The sequence below is a fragment of the Lysinibacillus sp. NPDC056185 genome, assembly GCF_047737915.1.
GTDB lineage: Bacteria > Bacillota > Bacilli > Bacillales_A > Planococcaceae > Lysinibacillus.
Window position 1 is genome coordinate 45,167 of record NZ_JBLLLQ010000009.1, and the last position, 21,069, is coordinate 66,235.

17 protein-coding genes are annotated in these 21,069 nt (G+C 36.5%); 13 read left to right on the forward strand and 4 right to left on the reverse strand.

Features of this window, described 5'->3' with window-relative positions:
* Window positions 1–40 precede the first annotated feature (40 nt).
* Window positions 41–952, reverse strand: a complete 912-nt coding sequence (locus ACMZ42_RS11250) for a LysR family transcriptional regulator (RefSeq protein ID WP_415731511.1) — start codon at window positions 950–952, stop codon at window positions 41–43.
* A gap of 204 nt (window positions 953–1,156) precedes the next feature.
* Here ACMZ42_RS11250 and ACMZ42_RS11255 point away from each other — a divergent pair, with 204 nt between their 5' ends.
* The 10 genes from ACMZ42_RS11255 to ald all read left to right on the forward strand — a co-directional run bounded on the left by ACMZ42_RS11255 (window position 1,157) and on the right by ald (window position 15,437).
* Window positions 1,157–2,533 (forward strand): aspartate aminotransferase family protein, encoded by a 1,377-nt coding sequence (locus ACMZ42_RS11255; protein WP_415731512.1) that lies wholly within the window; start codon window positions 1,157–1,159, stop codon window positions 2,531–2,533.
* 61 nt (window positions 2,534–2,594) lie between these two features.
* Window positions 2,595–4,016 (forward strand): NAD-dependent succinate-semialdehyde dehydrogenase, encoded by a 1,422-nt coding sequence (locus ACMZ42_RS11260; protein ID WP_415731513.1) that lies wholly within the window; start codon window positions 2,595–2,597, stop codon window positions 4,014–4,016.
* Between the two features lie 167 nt (window positions 4,017–4,183).
* Window positions 4,184–4,840: a GNAT family N-acetyltransferase gene (locus ACMZ42_RS11265; protein WP_415731514.1), complete on the forward strand. Its 657-nt coding sequence runs from the start codon at window positions 4,184–4,186 to the stop codon at window positions 4,838–4,840.
* A gap of 155 nt (window positions 4,841–4,995) precedes the next feature.
* Window positions 4,996–6,630 (forward strand): amidohydrolase, encoded by a 1,635-nt coding sequence (locus ACMZ42_RS11270; protein WP_415731515.1) that lies wholly within the window; start codon window positions 4,996–4,998, stop codon window positions 6,628–6,630.
* A 308-nt stretch (window positions 6,631–6,938) separates the two neighbouring features.
* Entirely contained in the window at window positions 6,939–8,210 is a 1,272-nt protein-coding gene (locus tag ACMZ42_RS11275; protein ID WP_415731516.1) for an APC family permease, read from the forward strand.
* Between the two features lie 54 nt (window positions 8,211–8,264).
* A complete protein-coding gene (locus tag ACMZ42_RS11280) occupies window positions 8,265–9,653 on the forward strand; it encodes an APC family permease (protein WP_415731517.1) in 1,389 nt (462 codons plus the stop codon).
* Between the two features lie 77 nt (window positions 9,654–9,730).
* Window positions 9,731–10,984, forward strand: coding sequence for an ArgE/DapE family deacylase (locus tag ACMZ42_RS11285; protein ID WP_415731518.1), 1,254 nt, complete (start codon window positions 9,731–9,733; stop codon window positions 10,982–10,984).
* 527 nt (window positions 10,985–11,511) lie between these two features.
* A complete protein-coding gene (locus ACMZ42_RS11290) occupies window positions 11,512–12,822 on the forward strand; it encodes an aspartate aminotransferase family protein (RefSeq protein WP_415731519.1) in 1,311 nt (436 codons plus the stop codon).
* 22 nt (window positions 12,823–12,844) lie between these two features.
* On the forward strand, window positions 12,845–14,266 hold the full coding sequence (locus ACMZ42_RS11295; protein WP_415731520.1) for an aldehyde dehydrogenase family protein: 1,422 nt from the start codon (window positions 12,845–12,847) through the stop codon (window positions 14,264–14,266).
* Between the two features lie 25 nt (window positions 14,267–14,291).
* Window positions 14,292–15,437 carry an alanine dehydrogenase gene (gene ald / locus ACMZ42_RS11300; RefSeq protein WP_415731521.1) on the forward strand — a complete coding sequence of 382 codons (1,146 nt, stop codon included), beginning with the start codon at window positions 14,292–14,294 and terminating at the stop codon, window positions 15,435–15,437.
* A gap of 132 nt (window positions 15,438–15,569) precedes the next feature.
* On the opposite strand, the gene ACMZ42_RS11305 is transcribed toward ald, so the two are convergent.
* Entirely contained in the window at window positions 15,570–15,803 is a 234-nt protein-coding gene (locus ACMZ42_RS11305) for a four helix bundle protein (protein ID WP_415731522.1), read from the reverse strand.
* A 100-nt stretch (window positions 15,804–15,903) separates the two neighbouring features.
* Here ACMZ42_RS11305 and ACMZ42_RS11310 point away from each other — a divergent pair, with 100 nt between their 5' ends.
* On the forward strand, window positions 15,904–17,181 hold the full coding sequence (locus ACMZ42_RS11310; RefSeq protein ID WP_415731523.1) for an MFS transporter: 1,278 nt from the start codon (window positions 15,904–15,906) through the stop codon (window positions 17,179–17,181).
* Window positions 17,182–17,392: 211 nt separating this feature from the next.
* Window positions 17,393–18,148: an IclR family transcriptional regulator gene (locus ACMZ42_RS11315; RefSeq protein ID WP_415731524.1), complete on the forward strand. Its 756-nt coding sequence runs from the start codon at window positions 17,393–17,395 to the stop codon at window positions 18,146–18,148.
* 79 nt (window positions 18,149–18,227) lie between these two features.
* Here the strand turns inward: ACMZ42_RS11315 and ACMZ42_RS11320 are convergent, their stop codons facing one another.
* Window positions 18,228–19,259, reverse strand: coding sequence for a biotin-dependent carboxyltransferase family protein (locus tag ACMZ42_RS11320; protein WP_415731525.1), 1,032 nt, complete (start codon window positions 19,257–19,259; stop codon window positions 18,228–18,230).
* Window positions 19,250–19,990 (reverse strand): 5-oxoprolinase subunit PxpB, encoded by a 741-nt coding sequence (gene pxpB / locus ACMZ42_RS11325; protein WP_415731527.1) that lies wholly within the window; start codon window positions 19,988–19,990, stop codon window positions 19,250–19,252. The genes ACMZ42_RS11320 and pxpB overlap by 10 nt, the downstream gene beginning before the upstream one ends.
* 278 nt (window positions 19,991–20,268) lie before the next feature.
* Between pxpB and ACMZ42_RS11330 the strand changes: the two genes are divergently transcribed.
* Complete coding sequence (locus ACMZ42_RS11330) at window positions 20,269–21,033, forward strand: LamB/YcsF family protein (protein ID WP_402873513.1); 765 nt, start codon at window positions 20,269–20,271, stop codon at window positions 21,031–21,033.
* Window positions 21,034–21,069: the final 36 nt, after the last annotated feature.

The window sequence follows — 21,069 nt, forward strand, 5'->3', positions numbered from 1 at the left end:
TACCGAATATTTTAACTTGAACGCCATTACTTAAGTCAGATTAATCATTGAAAATGCTTGTCATTTTCTCTGCAACCTCTTCGGTAATCGCAAGAAATCGTTTGGAAATTGATGTCATGTAACGATCCTTAAGTGTAATTATATTAAGTTTTGTTTGTAACATTGGATTTGCTAGTGGTCTAAGTACCGGTAAATCAGGAGAATTAAGTAGCTTGAAACAGCTAGGTACAAAACAAATTCCTGCGCCTTTCATTACCATCATAAGTGTTGGTAATGTTTCTGTCCCCCAGTAAACGACATTAGGCGTAAATCCACTTTTTTGGCATGCCTCGATCACATCATCAGCAACACCTGATCCATAAGATGTTGTATTTAAAAGAAATCGTTCGTTTTTCAAGTCTGCAATATTAATAGAATCTTTTTCACATAGATGATGGTTGGGTGGAAGAGCTAAAAGTAAAGGTTCTGTTAGTAGTGTTGAAGTATGGATGTCCTCCGCTCTCACTGAAGTTCGGACAATTCCAATATCTATTTTATGACTTCTTAGTTCTTCTAAAATATATGATGTATTACCCTCGCGAACATGTGTAACTATGTTAGGAGTTTCCTTTTGAATTTTTTTAAAGACATTTGGCAAAATAAATAGATTTGCTGAAGTAGTACAACCCAATTTCACAGTACCTCTAATTCCTTCATGAAACTCGACTAATTTCTTCTCCGTATTCTCAGATATATCAAGTAATTCTTTTCCTTTTTCATATAAAAATACTCCACTTGGTGTTAATTCAAGAGATCTACCTAAACGATTAAACAAAGTGACATTTAATTCTTGTTCAAATTTTCTAATTAAAATACTTAAGGGGGGTTGAGTCATTTGCAGTGCAGTAGCAGCTTTTGTGATGCTACCTTCCTCAACTACTGTAATAAAACAATGTAAACGATGAAGGTTCATTTTGATAACTCCTCCTTTTAGTATTCATAAAATATATGGAAGTCATATAAATATTATAATTTACATTATAAAAATGTAAAGATATACTATTTTCATAATTAAGAATAGTTCAAAAATTGGAACTAAACTGTATTTCAGTTTAGTTGATACCAGAGTGTGTCCATCCAATCGCAAATTATTAATTTATAAATGGAGGTTTTATCAATGACAACTAAAATTACTCAACAATCAAAAACTGTAGAGTTAGCTAAACTGGACAAAAAGCACTTGCTACATCCAGCTACAAATCCGAAGGCTTTAATTGACAATGGACCGCCTATTATCTTTGTTAAAGGTAAAGGCGTTACAGTTACAAGTACGGATGATGTGGAATACATCGACGGGATGTCAATGCTTTGGAACGTGAACTTAGGACATGGGAATCAAGAACTTGCAGATGCTGGTAATAGTCAATTATCTACCCTCGCGTATGCATCATCATTTAAAGGATTCTCAAATGAACCATCCATTCTACTTGCTGAAAAATTAGCTGAGTTAGCACCAGGAGATTTAAATAGTGTATTCTACACTTCTGGTGGGTCAGAATCAAATGATACAGCAATTAAATTAGCTCGTTTCTACTGGGAGCTTAAAGGGAAATCAGAAAAAAGAAAGATTATTGCGCTAACGAATGCTTATCACGGTGTAACAATAGGAGCGCAAACAGCTACTGGTCTTGCAGCATACCACAAGTTCTCATCATCAAATATAGACGGAGTTGTTCGTGCAACAGCCCACCTACTAAACTGTGAGTTAGGTGATAAGAATGATCCAAACTTTGCAGATTCAATTCTTGGAACAATTGAAAGAGAAGGTGCAGATACGATTGCCGGAATAATTATTGAACCTGTACAAGGTGCGGGCGGAGTTAATATTCCACCAGAAGGTTACTTAGAAGCAGTTCGCAAAATCTGTGACGAGCACAATATCCTTTTCATGGCAGACGAAGTTATTTGTGGATTTGGTCGTACGGGGAAAATGTTTGGTGTAAACAACTGGAATGTTGTCCCTGATATGATGTCAATTGCAAAAGGAATTACGAGCGGTTATTCGCAACTTGGTGGCGTCATGATAAATGATGAAATTAGAGAAACAATTGCAAATTTTGATGCTGTTATTCCACATGGTTTCACATATAGTGGCCATCCAACTGCTTGTGCTATTGGTCTGAAAAATATTGAAATACTAGAGCGTGATAATATTATTGACCACGTAAACGACATGGAGAAAGAACTTAAAAAAGGTTTAGACTACTTAGCTGAAAAACATAGTATTGTAACAAATTGCAGAGCAATTGGTCTGTTGGCTGCATTTGAACTTTACGAAGATCCAACAAGTGGAAAATTATTTGATCCAACTGTTTTCCCAGCAAATGCGGTAGTTGACGCATGTTTCGAACGCCAATTAATATTAAGAGCGCTTGGAGCCAATAACCAAATTGTGGCAATTGCGCCACCGCTTATTATTAACAAAGAAGAAATTGAAAAAATGATTCAAATTATAGACGATTCGATTACTGCTTTTAAAAATACACGCAACTAAACTATTCCTATAAAGTAAGTTGAGTAGTGGTGGTTATAGTTAAAAAAGGGGAGGTTCTCTAGTGCTTTATATAAATGGTGAATGGCGAGATACAGGAAATAAATTAGATGTTACAAATCCTGCGACAGGAGAAATAATTAGAACTGTTGCTACAGGTGGTAAAACTGAAACTAAAGAAGCAATCGAAAGTGCGAAGAGAGCATTTGAATTCTGGGGTAAGACAACTGGAAATGAGCGCAGCTACTACCTGTTTCAAGTGGTTCAATTGATGAAAGAAAAAACAAAAGAATTAGCTGAAACAATTACACTTGAAAATGGTAAGCCTTTACCAGATGCTACTCGTGAAGTAGCAGGTGCGATCGGCTATCTAGAGTGGTATGCAGAGGAAGCTAAGAGAATTTATGGGGAAACAATTCCTGCATCTGCAGCTGATAAACACTTAATGGTAATTCGCGAACCTGTTGGGGTATGTGCAGCTATTACACCATGGAATTTCCCGTTATCGATGATTACAAGAAAAATTGCACCTGCACTTGCTGCAGGTTGTACGATTGTTTTAAAACCGGCTGACTTAACTCCTCTTTCGGCGATAAAAGTATTCGAATGCTTTCATGAAGTTGGATTACCTGCTGGAGTTGCAAACCTGGTAATTGGCCCAGCTGAAGAAATTGGGAACGAGATGACGAGTAACCCAGACGTTCGTAAAATCACATTTACTGGCTCGACGCGTGTAGGGAAAAAACTTATCCGTGATTCGTCTGATACAGTGAAGAAAATATCAATGGAGCTTGGTGGACACGCACCGTATATTGTGTTTGAGGATGCTGATATTGACGCAGCAGTTAATGGTATCTTAGTGTCTAAGTTTATTAACTCAGGTCAAACTTGCATCAGCACCAACCGGATTTACGTAGCAGAAACTGTAGCTGATGAATTCTCAGGAAAGTTAGCTGAAAAGGTATCTAAATTAGTTGTAGGAAATGGATTAGAAGATGGCGTAAATGTCGGTCCAGTAATTAATAAAGTGGCTCTTGAAAAAGTGAAAAGTCAAGTAGAAGACGCTGTGAAACATGATGGTAAAGTAATTGCGGGTGGTAATGTATTTACATTAAATAATGGAAGCGGTTACTTCTTTGAGCCCACAGTTATTCAATATGCAAGCGATAATATGAAGATTACAACAGAAGAAACATTTGGACCAGTTGCACCAATTTATACATTTAAGACGGAAGAAGAGGTAGTTGAAAGAGCAAACCATCCTGAATATGGTCTTGCAGCTTATTGTTATACGCGAGACATTGGTCGAGGCTTACGAATGATGCGTGCTTTAGAGTTTGGAATTGTTGGTATTAATGATCCAGCTCCAGTGGTTGTACAAGCTCCGTTTGGTGGTATGAAGGAAAGTGGAATGGGGAAAGAAGGCGGTTGGTACGGACTTGAGGAGTACTTGGAGAAGAAGTTTGTATCGATTTATTTAAAATAATAAAAAATGTTACTAATCTAGGTAACTAAATATATGGTAGTAGACTTATCTACATTCTCCATGTCTCTCATACATAGTTTCTAAAGAATGTATGGGAGACAGTCTACACAATTAATAAAGTAATAAACTTTAATTTAATTCCAATAAAATAAGAGGGTGAATTTATTATGTCTCAAGTAAATTTAAAAAATAATGGACAAGAAATAGTTGTCCGCAATATTTTAAAAGAGGATCTTGCTGAAGTTGCTGCACTTTCTATGAAGTGTTTTGGACCTGATATGGCATTAAAATATGAGCATTTTGAAAGTCAGATTGAGTTGTTCCCAGAAGGTCAAATTTGTCTAGAATATAACGGTAAAATTGTAGGAACCGCTTTAAGTCTAATTGTAAATTTTGAAGATTACGGAGATAGTCACTCATATTTTCAAATCTGTGATTTAGGATTTATTCGAAATCATAACCCTAATGGTAGAAACCTATATGGTATTGAAATTGGAGTACACGAAGATTTTAGAGGGTTACAATTGGGACGTCATTTGTATGATGGCCGAAAAAGAATATGTGAGAAACTTAACTTAGAAAGTATGTTAGTAGGTGGTCGTATACCTTTTTACTATAAATATGCTGAGCAGATGAGTGCAGATGAGTATGCACTAGAGGTAATGAAAGGGAAAATATATGATCCTGTATTAACATTCCAAATGAAAAACGGATACGTATTAAATAAAGTAATGCCAGGCTATTTACCTGGGGATGTTGAGTCATTAGAATATGCAACACTTTTGGAATGGAAAAATCCAGTTTACAAGCTTAAATTAGTATGAGTCTTTTGTCCGTTATGTTCGCCTATTTTAATAGGCGAACAGTGGATGCCCATTGTTTATTGCGATTATGTAACTTCTTTAGTTATGTAAGCGCTTTCAATATATTGTTATGAGTTCCATTAGAAGTAAATCTTAGGTAAAGAGAGGAGTTATAAATGGTTATCGCTGATAAAGTTATTTCGAGTGAAGCAGTATTTACAGGTTTAGAAAATGAAGCAAAGCCAGCTGCTATTGCGATTAAAGGTAACAAAATCATTGCAGTAGGTTCGATGGAGGAAATAAAACCATTTATAGGTTTAGACACGAAGGAATATCATTATGGCAACCAACTCATTATGCCAGGATTTCATGATGCGCACCTTCATCTCATGTTTGGTAGTCTTTTCTCGCATGCAAGTATCAATTTATCGGATGCTCATTCGGAAGAAGAAGTTGCTAGTTTAGTAAAGCAATTCTCGGAAAACCTGCATGCTGATGAGTGGATTATAGGCTATGGATGGGATCATACAAATTGGGCAGAGAAATGCTTTCCGAAACGTTTTTCTTTAGACAAAGTAGTTCCTAATCGCCCGATTATTCTTTTCCACGCAGAAGGTCATTATTCGTGGGTTAATAGTTTAGCACTTGAAAATGCTAGGGTTACAAATGAAACTGAAGACCCTCCTAATGGTACGATTCAAAAAGATGAAAATAATGAAATCACAGGAATTCTTCTTGAAACAGCAATGAATTTAGTTGTGGATATTGCTCTCGCATTTCCGGATAAACGGAAAGAAGAATTGTTTGAAGAGTTCTTAAAAAAATCAGCTCAATTAGGCATTACATCAGTAAATGATTTGTTTGCAAGTAGTTTTGATAAGTTAAATAGTTTCGATATGTATAAGGCATATGATGAAGCTGGCAAACTTACGACTCGAATTCATCTTTACCCTGAGTTAAATGATGATATAGATAGAGCGATAAGCTTGCGTGAAAAGTACAATTCCGAAAAATTACAGCTTGCAGGACTTAAGCAGTTTATTGATGGCGTTGTAACTGGACATACCGCATACATGTTAGATCCTTACTTAGACAAACCTATAACACGAGGGAGTACTGCTTTTCCTGTAGAAACGATCAAAAACTGGGTGACAAAAGCGGACAAAGAAGGATTTCAAATTCGCTTCCATACAATTGGTGATGGCGCAGTTAGGCTTGCTCTAGATATATTTGAAGCAGCAAGGATGGATAATGGTGTGAGAGATTCACGACATGCGCTAGAGCATATTGAAGTGATACATCCGACAGATATTAAGAGATTTAAAGAATTGGGGGTTGTTCCATCTGTACAGCCTTCTCATCTAGCATTGATGCCAAAAGAAAGTCATACTTTGCGTGTCGGTAAAGAGAAAGACCCTTATACGTATTTATGTAAAACGTTATACGACGCAGTCGAGTATATTGCTCTTGGTACAGACTATCCAATAGCAACATTAGATCCTTTTAAAGAAATTTTCCATGCGATTACGAGACTAGACTTTACTGGTGATTATGAGTGGAATAGTCAAGAGCAGATAACACTCGCAGAAGCGTTGAAAGCGTATACAAAAGGTACAGCATACAGCACATTCAGAGAAAAAGATTTGGGTACATTAGAAGTTGGAAAATTAGCAGATATTATTGTACTAGATAAAAACCTCTTTGAAGTAGAAAATAAAGAAATTCTTCAAACGAAAGTTTTGTTAACAATTATGGATGGTGAAGTTGTTTATCTTTATTCAGCAGAAGACTCCCACCTCTATAGGTGCTGAGATGAATGCGATTTTGGTACCTTTTCAGTGGGTGTCCAAACACCTACTGAATAAAGATAAAAGCCTCCGGCGGATGTCACGGATTTTCAAAGGAATGAATTGTGCGGGCACAATTCAAAATCCGGACGCAATTACGCCAAGGCGTAATTGATAGTGAATCAGTCTACTATCCTACTATTTTAGTTAATTGATCATTTTACCGGGAAGATTTTTTTATTACTATTCGAGGAGTGAGAAAAATAAAACATCCAGTTAATTTGTCTAGAGCGCTTTCTTTAACGTCTGTTGTTGTTACTGGGACGGCCTTTATGGCTTTAACTACAGTGTTTAGCACATACGGCATAGCCTCTAAAATATCTCATGGTATGGTCGCTGGATCGTATGTACTTGCATTAATTGTGATGATGTTTACGGCTCATAGTTATGGTCAAATGGCAAAAGCGTACCCCATTGCGGGATCTGCCTATACCTATGCGCAAAAAGCTATTAATTCTCATGTTGGTTTCTTAGTGGGATGGGCAATTTTAATGGATTATCTCTTGATCCCAATGGTTAACTTTTTACTATTTGGTATTTTCTTCTCAGCTGCTATACCTGAAGTTCCACAGTATGTTTGGATATTTACATTAGTCGTTCTTGTGACGTTTGTAAATGTTAGAGGTGTAAAGTTAAGCGCAAATATCAACATGATTGTAACAGGCTTATCGGTATTATTTATAGTTGTCTTTTGCATCTTATCGGTTAAATCAATAGTAACTGGAACCGGGACTGGCATTTTATTTAACCTTGATCCCTTTATTAATACCGAGGAGTCATTTAAGTATATAGTTGCTGGTGCTGCACTATTATGTTTCTCTTTCCTCGGTTTTGATGCAGTTTCTACTTTTTCAGAAGAAGTAAAAAATCCGGAGAAAAACATACCGCGTGCAATAACTTTAGTAACAATTATTGGTGGATTATGTTTTGTAGTCGTATCTTATTTGGCACATAATGTTTGGCCAGATTATACGAGTTTTAAAGATGCTGATTCTGCTTCCTATGAAATTATTTTCCTAGTAGGCGGGAATGCCTTACAAGCAGCATTCCTAGCAAAAACTGCAGTGGTTGTATTTGGTTCCGCGTCCGCATCTCAAGCAAGTGCTGCACGTGTATTATACGCAATGGGAAGAGATGGACAATTACCTAAAAATTTTTTTGGAAAACTAAATAAAAGAACGAGAACCCCGGTTAACAACATTTTATTAATTGGTCTTTTATCATTATCTGCATTGTTTTTAAGTCTAAACTTTGTCGCGTCTTTCATTAACTTTGGCGCCCTACTTGCATTTACTGCTGTGAATCTATCCGTTGTTTTTTTATATTACGGTAAGCGAAAAGAACGCTCCTTAAAGGGGATTATCTTCTATTTGATTTTTCCATTAATCGGAGCAGTACTTACAACTTGTTTGCTTTTCAACCTAGATGTTTATTCGATTGCTCTTGGTAGTGTTTGGTTAGGAATTGGTGTTATTTATTTATTATTTATGACAAAAGGTCTTAAGCATAAACCACCAGTGCTCAATACAGATCAGATTGATTAGTCGCAGTTTAAAACATTAATGAAGCAGCTAAAAATATGTAAAGGGGATGGATGAATGACAGATAAAACTACGCTCAAAAGGTCATTAGGTGTTTGGTCAATTGTTGCACTGGGATTAGGATATATGACGCCTACAGTGGTCTTTGATACGTTTGGAATTGTATCAAAATTAACAAATGGTGTAGTACCAATGGCGTATTTTGTCGCCTTGTTAGTAATGGTATTGACAGCGATTAGTTATGGAAAGATGGTACAGGTATTCCCGGCAGCTGGTTCAGCATATACATACACCCGGGAAACAATGGGGTCTCACCTAGGATTCCTCGTAGGGTGGGCATCGTTATTAGATTATTTATTATTACCTTTAGTTAATGCATTAATTATTCGAATATATATGGAATCTCTGTTTCCGAATGTACCTGTTTGGATTTGGGTTTTTGCTTATGTCATTGTAGTTACTGCAATTAATGCTTATAGTATGGAATCAACATCCAGCTTAAACTTTATACTCGTTGTTTTCACGATTTGTTTAATAGGTATCTTCATAATACTTGCTTCTGTACAACTTTATCACGGTATGGGAAATGGTACTTTATTCACGATTCATCCACTATCACATGAAAATGTGAAATTAATAGCCGTTTTAACTGGGGCAACAGTAGTAGCTTTCTCGTTTATCGGTTTCGACGCAATAACAATGTATACGGAAGAAGCAAAGGATACATCAACAGTTCCTAGAGCAATCCTTCTAACTGTTTTAATCGGTGGGGGTATTTTCTTTATTGCTTCTTATTTTACACAAGCATTATTCCCGGATGTTTCTGTGTTCGAAAATGTAGATGATACATTGCCGGAAATAGGTTTATATGTAGGAGGGAAGTTATTCCAACTGATTTTCATTGCAGGAGCTTTCGCTGCTACTGTAGCTTCAGGACTTGCATCTCATGCAAGTGCATCTCGTTTGCTGTTTGTTATGGGCAGAAATGGTGTACTTCCTAAAAAAACTTTCGGATACTTACACCCTAAATTTAGAACGCCTGTTTTTACGATTGTTTTGACGGGAATCGTATCATTATTTGCAATAGGACCAAATTTAGAATTAATTGCTTCAGTCATTAACTTTGGGGCATTAATTGCATTCACATTCGTTAACCTATCTGTTATTGTTCATTTCTATATACGTCAGAAAAGGAGATCAGGCAGTGAAACCTTTAAGTACTTAATTATGCCTTCTTTCGGAGCATTAGCTACTGGAGTTCTTTGGTATCATTTACACGCTGATGCATTTATAGGTGGAATCGTTTGGCTTATAATCGGAATCATTTACATGCTGTTTATAACAAGATTCTTTAAAAAAGAACTTGGAAGCATGGACTCTATTGATGACTTGGAGTCATTAGATAAAGAGATTTTTAATGAAGATAAGATTAAAGTCTTGAATTAACTATTTAGAGGATGAGAATCTCTTAGATAATCTTCCTCTTTTTAATGACACAAGAAGTAAATAAAGGAGTGATTGCTTTGAAAGAAAAAATTCGACTGTATATAGAAGAAAATAAAGAAGAATTATTTAAAACAATTCAAGATGTCGTACGTATAAAAAGCGTTGTTGGTAATGAACAAGAAATGCAATTATACATGAAAAAAAAATATGAAGAACTTAACTTGATTTTGCATGAGATTGAACCAAAATATGAGAAGGTTTCAGCTCATGAAGCGTTTATTGATTCAGGTATTCCGTTTGAAGACCGAAAAAATATTATCGGAATACATAAAGGTGTCTCCAATGGTAAGTCATTAACGATTCATGGGCATGTAGATGTTGTTTCTCCAGAACCATATTCAAACTGGACGATGGACCCATGGAGTGGAGATATTATTGGAAACAAGTTATACGGTCGAGGCTCTGCCGATATGAAAGCAGGACTTATTTCAAATTGGTTCGCATTGAAAACATTAATTGATTTAGGTTATCCAATTGCTGGAGATGTTCAGCTACATTCAGTAATAGAAGAAGAAGCTGGTGGTGGAGGCGGAGCTTTAGCATGTTTGGAGGAAGGCTTCGTAACAGATGGGTACATTTCGACAGAGCCACATAATTTGAATATGACAATAAGTCATGGGGGGATTATGTATTTCCGAGTGTACGTAAAGGGAAGAACAGCGCATGCTGGTTTAGCGCATGAAGGCATAAATGCTATTTCAAAAATGATGAAAATCCTTAGTGCGCTGGATGAATTAAGTGAATGGCGTGCTAAAAATGTTAAGTTTGATTTATTTGAAAAGGGGTCTGGACAGTCCGTTCACTTAAACTTAGGTGTACTAAAAGCTGGGGACTGGGTATCGACAGTTCCAGGGGAAGCGATCCTCGAAGGAAGAATTGGTTTTATCCCAGGGGAAACTCGCGAAGAAATTAAGCAACTAGTACAAGACACGATTATGAAATCTGTCTTAGGAGATGAGTGGATGGATAAAAATCCACCTATTATAGAGTGGTTTGGATGGTCAACGGAGCCATGGTACCAAGATCCTGAGAACCCTTTTGTAAAATTATTCATCGAAAATGCAGAAGGTGTTATGGGACATAAAGTAGTAATGGTTGGAAGAGCTGGAGGAAATGATGCACGATTTACTCAGTATTACGGAAAACAAGGATTGTGCTTTGGGCCAATTGGAGAAAATATGCATGGACCAGATGAATGTGTTCATTTAGATAGCGTAGTAGAAGTAACTAATGTTTTGGCAAATTATATTATTAAGTGGAGCGAGAGTTAATCATCGTTAACTTTCTGGAATATCCATTTCAAACTAATATAGTGTCTCTCATAATGCTGCTAGCTTGGGTAGCTGAATGATTAGGAATGTTATGGAAAAAGGGGGTAGGCTTAATACAATTGGTCTTAGATTTAAAACAAAATCTAGCATTAAAAATGACACAAGAAATGCAACAATCTTTGCAACTTCTATAAATGTCGTCTTTTGAATCGCATGACTATTTATCGGACAAGGCGATCAAAAACCATTTAATAACTATTGAGAAGATGGCACTTATTAAGTGAGGATTATTTGTACACTAAAAAAACTTTTAATCGGGATATTATTAGTGTGGAAAATTATTTGATAAAACAAATCTCTCTTAACAATTAAATCGACGTAACAATCCCTGTATTCAAAAATAATTGAAAATTAAATTAATTCATTTCCAAGATGTAAGTAAATCACATTTTAGTAGTTGGCAAGCTTATTGTTTATTAATTGTGAGTGTATTGTTTAAAAACATTTAAAAGAGAGGATGTATTTTTATGAAAAGAAATTATTCTGTTGAAGAACTTAAAGTGTTAGACCAAAAGCATTTTCTACACCCTACTTCGCCAGTAAAGACGGAAAATGGACCGGCATTTATTTTTACAGAAGGAAAAGGTGTTTATCTGTATGATATTACAGGTGAAAAAGTTATTGATGGTATGTCTTCACTTTGGAATGTGAATATCGGACATGGTAGAACAGAACTTGGTGAAGTAGCGAAGGAACAAATGGATAAATTAGCCTTCAGTTCTTGTTTTGCAACGTTTAGTAATGAGCCTGCTATTCTATTAGCAAAAAAGTTAGCAGAATTAGCACCTGGTGATTTAAATACTACATTTTTTACGTCCGGTGGTTCCGAATCCAATGATAGCGCCTATAAATTGGCTCGTCATTATTGGATATTAAAAGGGGAAACTTCTCGAAAAAAAATTATCTCAAGATCGAGATCTTATCACGGGGTGGCAATCGGTGCTACAAGTGCGACGGGTTTAAAAGGATTTCGTGATTTTACAAATTCTAATGCACCGGATTTTCTATTCGTAGATCATTTCTCCATACAGGCTTTACGTGATTTGATTGAAACTGAAGGTCCAGAAACAATAGCTGCTTTCATCACCGAGCCAGTACAAGGTGCAGGAGGGGTGCATGTTGCACCGGATAATTATTTCAAAGAAATTCGTGAAATTTGCAATGAGTACGGTATTTTGATGATAACTGATGAAGTTATCACAGGATTTGGTAGGACGGGTAAGTTCTTTGCGATGGAACATTTTAATGTGGTACCCGATATGATGTGCTTTGCAAAAGGGGTTACTAGTGGATATGCACAATTAGGTGGTGTAATGATCTCAGAGAAAATACACCAAGAATTTTCTGAGTTATCAGAAGGAACTATATTGCATGGATACACTTATAGTGGTCATCCAATGGCCTGTGCAGTTGGGTTGAAAAACATTGAAATTATAGAGAAAGATAATTTAGTAGCAAATGCAGAAATTCGTGGTCAAGAGCTATTAGCAGGGTTAAAAGTATTACAAGCGAAGTATCCATTTATTGTAGAAGCAAGAGGTTTAGGTTTAATGGCAGGTATAGAAATCTCTTATGAAAGAAGACTCCTCGCTCCGCAAATAGTGACAGAGGCAGCAAAGTTGGGATTAATATGTCGCTCTGTTGTACTAGATGCTCAAGATATTGTTGTATTTTCACCACCATTATCAATAAGCCAAAAGGAGTTAAGAGATTTATTAGATATTCTAGAAAAAGCGATTCAAGAAGTAGAGAATCAGGTATTGGCAAATAAGTTGTAATATGAAAGGTGAGGTAATTATCATGAGGAAAAATTTATTTATCAATGGGGATTGGGTGGAAGCAGCAGAGTATACAGAATTATGCTCTCCGTATAGTAGCGAGGTCATTGCAGAAATACCGAAGGCAAATGTCGAGGAAGTAGAAGCAGCTTTAGTAGCTGCCGATGCTGCACGTAAAACGATGGCGAATATGCCTTTGTATAAGCGTGCGATTATTCTTGAAAAATTAGCTTCTTTATTAGAAGCACGTGCTGAAGAAGCAGCAGAGCTAATAGCACTAGAAGCAGCCAAGCCTATTTCAACCGCCAAAGCTGAAGTTCAGCGTACAATTCAAACGTATAAATTTGCTGCTGAAGAAGCAAAACGAATACACGGAGAAACAATTCCTGTGGATGCTGCCCCCGGTGGAGACGGGCGCATTGCCTATACGGTTCGTGAACCATTAGGCATCGTGGCAGCTATTACACCTTTTAATTTCCCAATGAATCTAGTAGCTCATAAAGTAGGACCAGCAATAGCATCAGGTAACACGGTTGTATTAAAACCTGCAAGTCAAACACCATTAACTTCCTATTTTATTGGTGAATTATTAGTAGAGGCAGGATTACCGAAGGGTGCGTTAAATATCGTTACTGGTGCAGGTTCTTTAATTGGTAACAAATTAGTCACGGATAATCGCGTGAAAAAGATTTCTTTTACAGGTAGTCCCGCTGTAGGTATTGGCATACGCAATCAAGCAGGTCTTAAGAAAGTAACGCTTGAATTGGGTTCTAATGCGGCTGTTATTATCGATGAAAATGTTAATATTGATAAATTGATTCCACGTGTCGTTTCCGGTGCATTTGCATTCCAAGGGCAGGTATGTATTTCAGTTCAACGAATCTATGTTCACGAAGAAATGTATGATTTGTTTGTAGATAAATTTGTAGCAGCTACAAAAGAGTTGAAACTTGGTGATCCCCTAGATCCTACAACGGATGTTTCAGCCTTAATTAGTCCACAAGATGTAAAACGAACATTAAGTTGGATTGAAGAAGCAAAGGGGCAAGGGGCAATTATTGCAACTGGTGGAGAATCTGAAGGGAATATCTTACAACCTACCGTACTATTAAATGTAAAACCGGAGCAGAAGGTTTCCTGTCAGGAGGTATTCGCACCAATCGTATCTATTATGAAGTTTACATCTATTCAAGAGGCATTTGATCAAGTAAATGACTCCAAATATGGTTTGCAAGCTGGTATTTATACAGATAATATCCATGTTGCTTTACAGGCAACGCAAAAACTCCATGTAGGTGGTGTCATTATAAATGATATTCCTACATTTCGTTTAGATCATCTACCATATGGTGGCGTAAAGGAAAGTGGTATGGGAAGAGAAGGGCTGAAGTATGCAATTGAGGAAATGACAGAAATGAAACTTGTAGTTATAAACCAAAACTAATAAAAAATAGGTAGGAGGAAATATAATGATAATTGGTGTACCTAAAGAAATAAAAAATAATGAAAATCGAGTAGGAATTACTCCAGCAGGTGTTGTGGCTTACAAAAAAGGTGGTCATGAAGTAATAATTGAATCGAGTGCAGGGCTAGGTAGTGGATTTACAGACCAAGATTATTTAGATGTAGGCGCTCAAATTACTAAATCGACTAAGGAAGCTTGGGATGTTGATATGGTGATTAAAGTGAAGGAGCCGATTCAGGAGGAGTACAAATATTTTAAAGAGAATTTAATTCTCTACACATACCTACATTTAGCTCCAGAGCCAGAATTAACGAAAGCTTTGCTTGAAAGTAAAGTTACTGGAATTGCTTATGAAACAATTCAATTAGATTCAGGTGCCTTACCGTTGTTAACGCCAATGAGTGAAGTTGCAGGCCGAATGTCTGTACAAATTGGTGCACAGTTTTTAGAAAATTCCAAAGGAGGAAAAGGAGTTCTCTTAGGTGGTATTCCTGGTGTTGCACCTGGAAATGTAGTGATTGTAGGTGCTGGAGTTGTCGGGACAAATGCTGCGAAAATGGCAATAGGATTAGGTGCAAACGTAACAATTTTAGACGTTAATATTACACGCTTAAGTCAAATAGATGATATGTTCCAAGGACGTGTTCGTACACTTGCATCAAATACCTACAATATCGCTGAAGCAGTGAAAACAGCAGATTTGTTAATTGGTGCTGTGCTAATTCCAGGTTCACGTGCACCACAATTAGTTTCAAAAGAAATGATTCAAACGATGCAAAAGGGGTCTGTTGTAGTGGATGTAGCGGTAGATCAAGGGGGTTCTATTGAAACAATTGATCGAATTACTACTCATAGTAATCCTACTTATGAAGTATACGGTGTTGTGCATTACGCAGTTGCGAATATGCCAGGTGCTTGCGCGCGTACCTCAACAATGGGCTTGTCAAATGTAACTGTTCCATACGGTTTGCAAATAGCTAATAAAGGCTATCGCCAAGCTGCTTTAGATAATCCTGTTTTAGCGAAGGGGATAAACGTAGTAAATGGAAAAATAGTATATAAAGCGGTAGCTGATGCACATGGATTACCATATACGGATATACAAGTAGAATTAGCAGCAGATTCAACTTCGGCGTTAGCAGTTAAATAGAATAAGAGAAATAATGTTATTTGAAATGAAAAGAAGGTGAAAATTGGTAGGGAACGTAATCTACCAAGCTTTCACCTTCTTTTCTATTTTAAAATTTCGACCTATTAATATAGTGGTGAATAGATATTAATATTAGCCTCTTGGTGGATAAGGGTCGTTTCCATAACTATTTTTTTCACGGATTCGACCTTGTTTATTGTGTACAAGCAATTCAGATTTTTGGTTTATGGCGATCATAACTACTAATATTTTAATAATTTGTTGTGTCAATTCATTTGCCTGATTATATTGTTGCTTCGATATATAGCCATTTTGCAACGCCACATCCAACCAATAGATTAATTCGTTATTAAGAACTAAAAGCATTTTCAACCAAATTCAAACCATAAAACTACTTTGAAAAACAGGTTTTAACGTTACCTATAATTCATATATATAGAGTAAAAGCTAATAGGAGTAGAAATCAATGGACAAACAAAATAGTAGATATAGATGGGTAGTATTTGTTTCTGTACTATTTACTTATTTGTTAATGGCGAGTCAACGAACCGCCCCTGGACTGATTACAGACCAATTGATGCGAGATTTTAATGTAACAGCATCAACGATTGGGTTATTGACAAGTATACAATTTTTTGTCTACACGAGTTTGCAAATTCCGATGGGGATTTTGGCTGATCGATTTGGGCCAAATTTTTTTCTAATTATTGGTGCTACTCTTACAGGTTTAGGAACAATTATTTATAGTCTGAGTACACATGAATTCGTCCTGTTTTTTGCCAGAATACTAACTGGGGTAGGGGATGCGACCATATGGGTTAACATGGTGCTAATTTTAGCCCAATGGTTTCAACCAAAGGAATTTGTTCGATTAATTGGCATGGCTGGCATGACAGGAAGTCTTGGTTTTTTATTGGCGACAGTACCTTACTCCACGTGGATACTTTTATTTGGTTGGAGGGTAACATTTTTCTCAGTAGGACTACTATTATGTTTCTGTGGCATTCTCCTTTATTTTGTACTTGTAAAAAAAACAAAACAAATTTTGGGGGATGAGCAAGTAATTGATACAGCAGAAGTGCAACGTGAAAAAACATCAGTTTTACTACGAAGAATATTTTCAAATCCGCAAGCATGGGCTCTATTCTTTTGCCATTTTGGGGTAGTCGGCGGTTATGTAGGCTTTATCAGTTCATGGGCAGTACCATATGGGATGAATATGTATGAAATGACTCGCTCAGATGCCAGCCAGCTGATTATGATCGGTCTTATCGGGGCACTTATTGGAGCACCTCTAGCTAGTTGGATTTCAAGTCGGTTAGAAACAATTAAAAAACCGTATATTGTCGTTCATATTATTGTTTTATTAGGGTGGTTTTCTTTCCTTTTATGTAATGGGCATCCTTCCTTTTTCTTTCTCATTATTATTTTCTTTATCATTGGCTTTGGATATGGGGCAAGTGCATTAACCTTTGCAGCTGTACGTCAATCTTTTAAACTTGAAGAATCAGGAATTGTTTCAGGGATTGCGAATACGGGCGGCTTTCTAAGTGCTGTATTGCTACCCATCATTTTTGGATATATATTAGATCATTTTCAATCAACTTCAGGAAATCTATTTGATGGATATTACTATGGTTTCATCACGCCAGTTATCTTCTCCATCGTTGGTTTGATTGGAGTGATTTTATTTAAGGAAAAACGTCAAAGCGTAGGACAAAAAAAGAAAATCCGCATTTTTTAGCTAGCATAGTAATCGAGGGAATCAAAATAAGAATAACAAGCAGGGGTAAAGAGCATGGAAGCAGAGCAACCATTCTCTACTCCTGTTTTTTTATTCCTTTGTCAACCTGATTTAAAGGGTATATAAAAACAGTAAGATGTTAGGTATAATTATTAATTAAGAAAAATTATGATTAGTTTAAATCTAGTATAGAAGGGGAAGAAAACTTAAATTGACAAATAATAAAACGGTTGTCCGTTCAATGGATATTTTAAATCTATTTATCGATCATACTGAACTGTCATTCCAAGAAGTAATTGAGTTGTCAGGAATCCCTAAAACCTCTGCTTTCCGCATGTTGAAATCTTTCGAGGAAATGGAGTTTTTAGAAAAGGGGGCTGATGCAAAATATAGGTTAGGCATTCTCTTCCTTAAATTTGGACATTTAGTATCAATGCGCCTAGATGTGCGGAAAATTGCAGATCCAATTATGAATGAGTTACATAATGATGTAAAAGAAGCGATTAATTTAATCGTTCGTGATGGTGACGATGCTGTTTATATCGAGAAAATTGATACGCAGCAAAAAGTTCGACTCTACACAGCAATTGGTAGAAAAAGTCCTCTTTATGCAGGGGCATGCCCTCGTGCTGTATTATCCTTTTTACCGGATGCAGACATCAAGGAATATCTTGAATCGGTAGAACTTCAATCATTTGCAATGGGGACAATTACAGAAAAGGAAAAGCTTTTTGAAACGATTGTGCAGGCTAGAGAACTTGGTTATACAATCAGCCATTCAGAATTAGAAAATTATACTTCTGCTGTTGCAGCACCGATTTACGATCATAAAGGAGAAGTCGTTGCAGCAATGAGTATTGCGGGACTAGAAACCAATTATCGAGGGGAAAACGTTGAAATCTTCGTCGATAAACTTAAGAAGGCTACCGCAGCGATTTCTAAACAATTGGGGTATGAACAGCTTTAAAAAATGGGTAGTCTCAAAAGTCATTTGAGATTACCCATTTTGCGCTGAAATTGCTAGTTTTTTCGGAAAATATTACTATCTAAATAATCGAATTTTGGACGGTTGAATAGCCTCTATCTCTTCTATAACCTTTTAAACGAAGCCCAAATGCTAATTCATTTCGTTTTCTTTCTTGCTGTATTAACGCCAATTGAGCTTCTTCAAGAGTGACCTCTTTAAAATAGACTCGACCATTTGCTTGCATTTGTGCTAATGATGGTAAATCGGCAGAAATCACTTGAGCTATTTTAGGATATCCACCAGTTGTTTGACGATCTGCCATTAAAATAATAGGTTGCCCATTGGAGGGCACTTGAATCGTTCCAAATGTAACCCCTTCGGATAATAATTCAAATGGCTCTTTTAATTGAATAGCCTCTCCTTCTAATCGATAGCCCATTCGGTCTGACTGTGTTGTGATGGTGTAAGGTGTTGAAAGGAATTTTTTTAAACTCTCCTCATCGAAATGCTGGTATTCAGAGCCTCTTATGAAACGGATTGTTTGCGTTTTTTTAAATGTAACAAAGGGTGTGTAATCAGCTGACCAAGAAAGATACGTTGGTTCTTTTTTTAATTGTTTAAAAAGATCCTCTCCTAAATCTGATCGTCTATCTAATTCAAAAACATCATTCTTCAGCAATTTTCTTCCTTGAAATCCTCCAATTCCAGCACGTATGTAGGTACTTTTACTGCTCATCACTTTGGGTACTTGAATTCCTCCACTAAACGATACGTAGGCTCGGCAACCACTAATCGCAGTATTAAATTTTAAAACAGAGCCTTTTTGAATAAAAAGTGGCCGCCACATTGGTGCTTCTATTCCGTCTATTGTAGGTTGTAAATTCCCACCTGTAATTGCGATCAGTTCATCAGTTTCAAATAAAAGGGTTGTTCCATAAAGTGTTACCTCAAGAGCGCCTTCTCCTTCCGAATTTCCAACAAGTAAATTCGCAATTCGTAAGGAAATTGAATCCATTGCTCCTCCGACGATAACACCAAACTTTTGTAGTCCATATCTTCCTAAGTCTTGAATGGTTGCCAGCATACCTGGCTGTAATACCTTTATGCCCATGTTTTCATCTCCCAATCGCTCTTATATTCATCCAACGAAATTGGTACAAACTGAATTCGATCACCCGGCTGTAATAAGGTTGGAGGAGATTGTTCAGGTAGAAACAAACGAGAAGGTGTTCGTCCGATGATTTGCCATCCACCTGGTGTTTCTAATGGGTAAATCCCTGTTTGATTTCCCGCAATTCCAACAGATCCCGGAGTAATCGATAACCGTGGAGTTTCTTTACGAGGTGTTGCAATTTGTCTGTCCATTCCTCCCATAAAAGGAAAACCTGGGGCAAAGCCTATCATGTAAACAAGATATTCTACAGAAGAGTGAATTTTAATAACTTCATTAGGTGTTAAACCATGATAAGAGGCTACAAATTCTAAATCTGGTCCCATTTCACCACCATATACTACAGGGATTTTTACGACACGTTCCTTCGTTGTTTCAACTATATGAGATTGGTTCATTAAAGAAAGAATTGCTGCTTTCACCTTTTCGTAAGGCATTTGAGCTCCTTTTTCTATAGTTGAAAAGTATACTTCAATCGGATTGTAATAAACTGTCACATTATTATAGGCAGGTACAACCTCGATGAATCCTTCAAATGGATTTCTCTCTAATAAATTCAATATATTTTTAACTTTGTAGTGAATTGCCTCACTGATTCCTTCACCTACATGTATAACTAGTGCAGAATCGCTCAAAGGTCTTATTTGTACATTCTCTTTTAAATTCAGCATAAAAACCAACTCCTGAAGTTTCGTAATTCGGTATATCAGTTTTAAATAACGGATTATTAAATAGTATATTTAAAGAATAAACAAAAACAAGTTTAATTTAAATGAAAATTTTAAAAAAAATATTCTTTCTCAAAATTTTAAATTTATACTTTTCAGAAATTATAAAATATGTTAAGATTTTTTTAAATTTCAAAACTTAAGTTCCGAATATCGGTACAAAATATTTGTAAACGTATTCATAATAACTACTTAAGTGGGAAGAAAACGGGGAGAAGAAGATGTTTCGAGTTGATTTAAACTGTGATTTAGGGGAAAGTTTTGGTCGTTATCGACTTGGAGAGCAAGAAGAAATCTTAAAATATGTAACCTCTGCTAATATTGCTTGTGGATTCCATGCTGGAGATCCAACAGTCATGCGAGAGACAGTTAAGCTAGCCATTGCTAATGGTGTGAAAATCGGAGCACATCCAGGATTACCGGATTTAAATGGTTTTGGACGACGTGAGATGAACATCACACCACAGGAAGCCTATGATATGGTTATTTATCAAGTTGGTGCATTGCAAGGTTTTCTAACGACTTACAATGAAACGATGCAGCATGTTAAGCCACATGGAGCACTTTATAATATGGCTGCTAAAAATCCAGCGATTGCTGAGGCAATCGCACAAGCTATTTATGATATTTCACCTTCACTTGTGTTATTCGGTCTCTCAGGTAGTGAATTAACAAAAGCCGGAGAAAAAGTAGGGCTTCAAACAGCCCATGAAGTGTTTGCAGATCGTACCTATCAGAAGGATGGTTCTTTAACATCTCGTCAACAACCTGATGCATTGATTACCGATAAGGAACAAGCTGTGAATCAGGTTGTGAGAATGGTGAAAGAGGGACTTGTGCTGTCACAACAGCAAATCGAAATTCCATTACAGGCAAATACTATTTGTATTCATGGGGACGGGGAACATGCTGTAGAGTTTGCAAAATATATTCATTCAAGATTAGCAGAACATCAAATATCAGTACGTGCAATCAAGGAGGGGTAGACCAATGGGAGCAAAAATAACGGAAGTTAGTGAAGC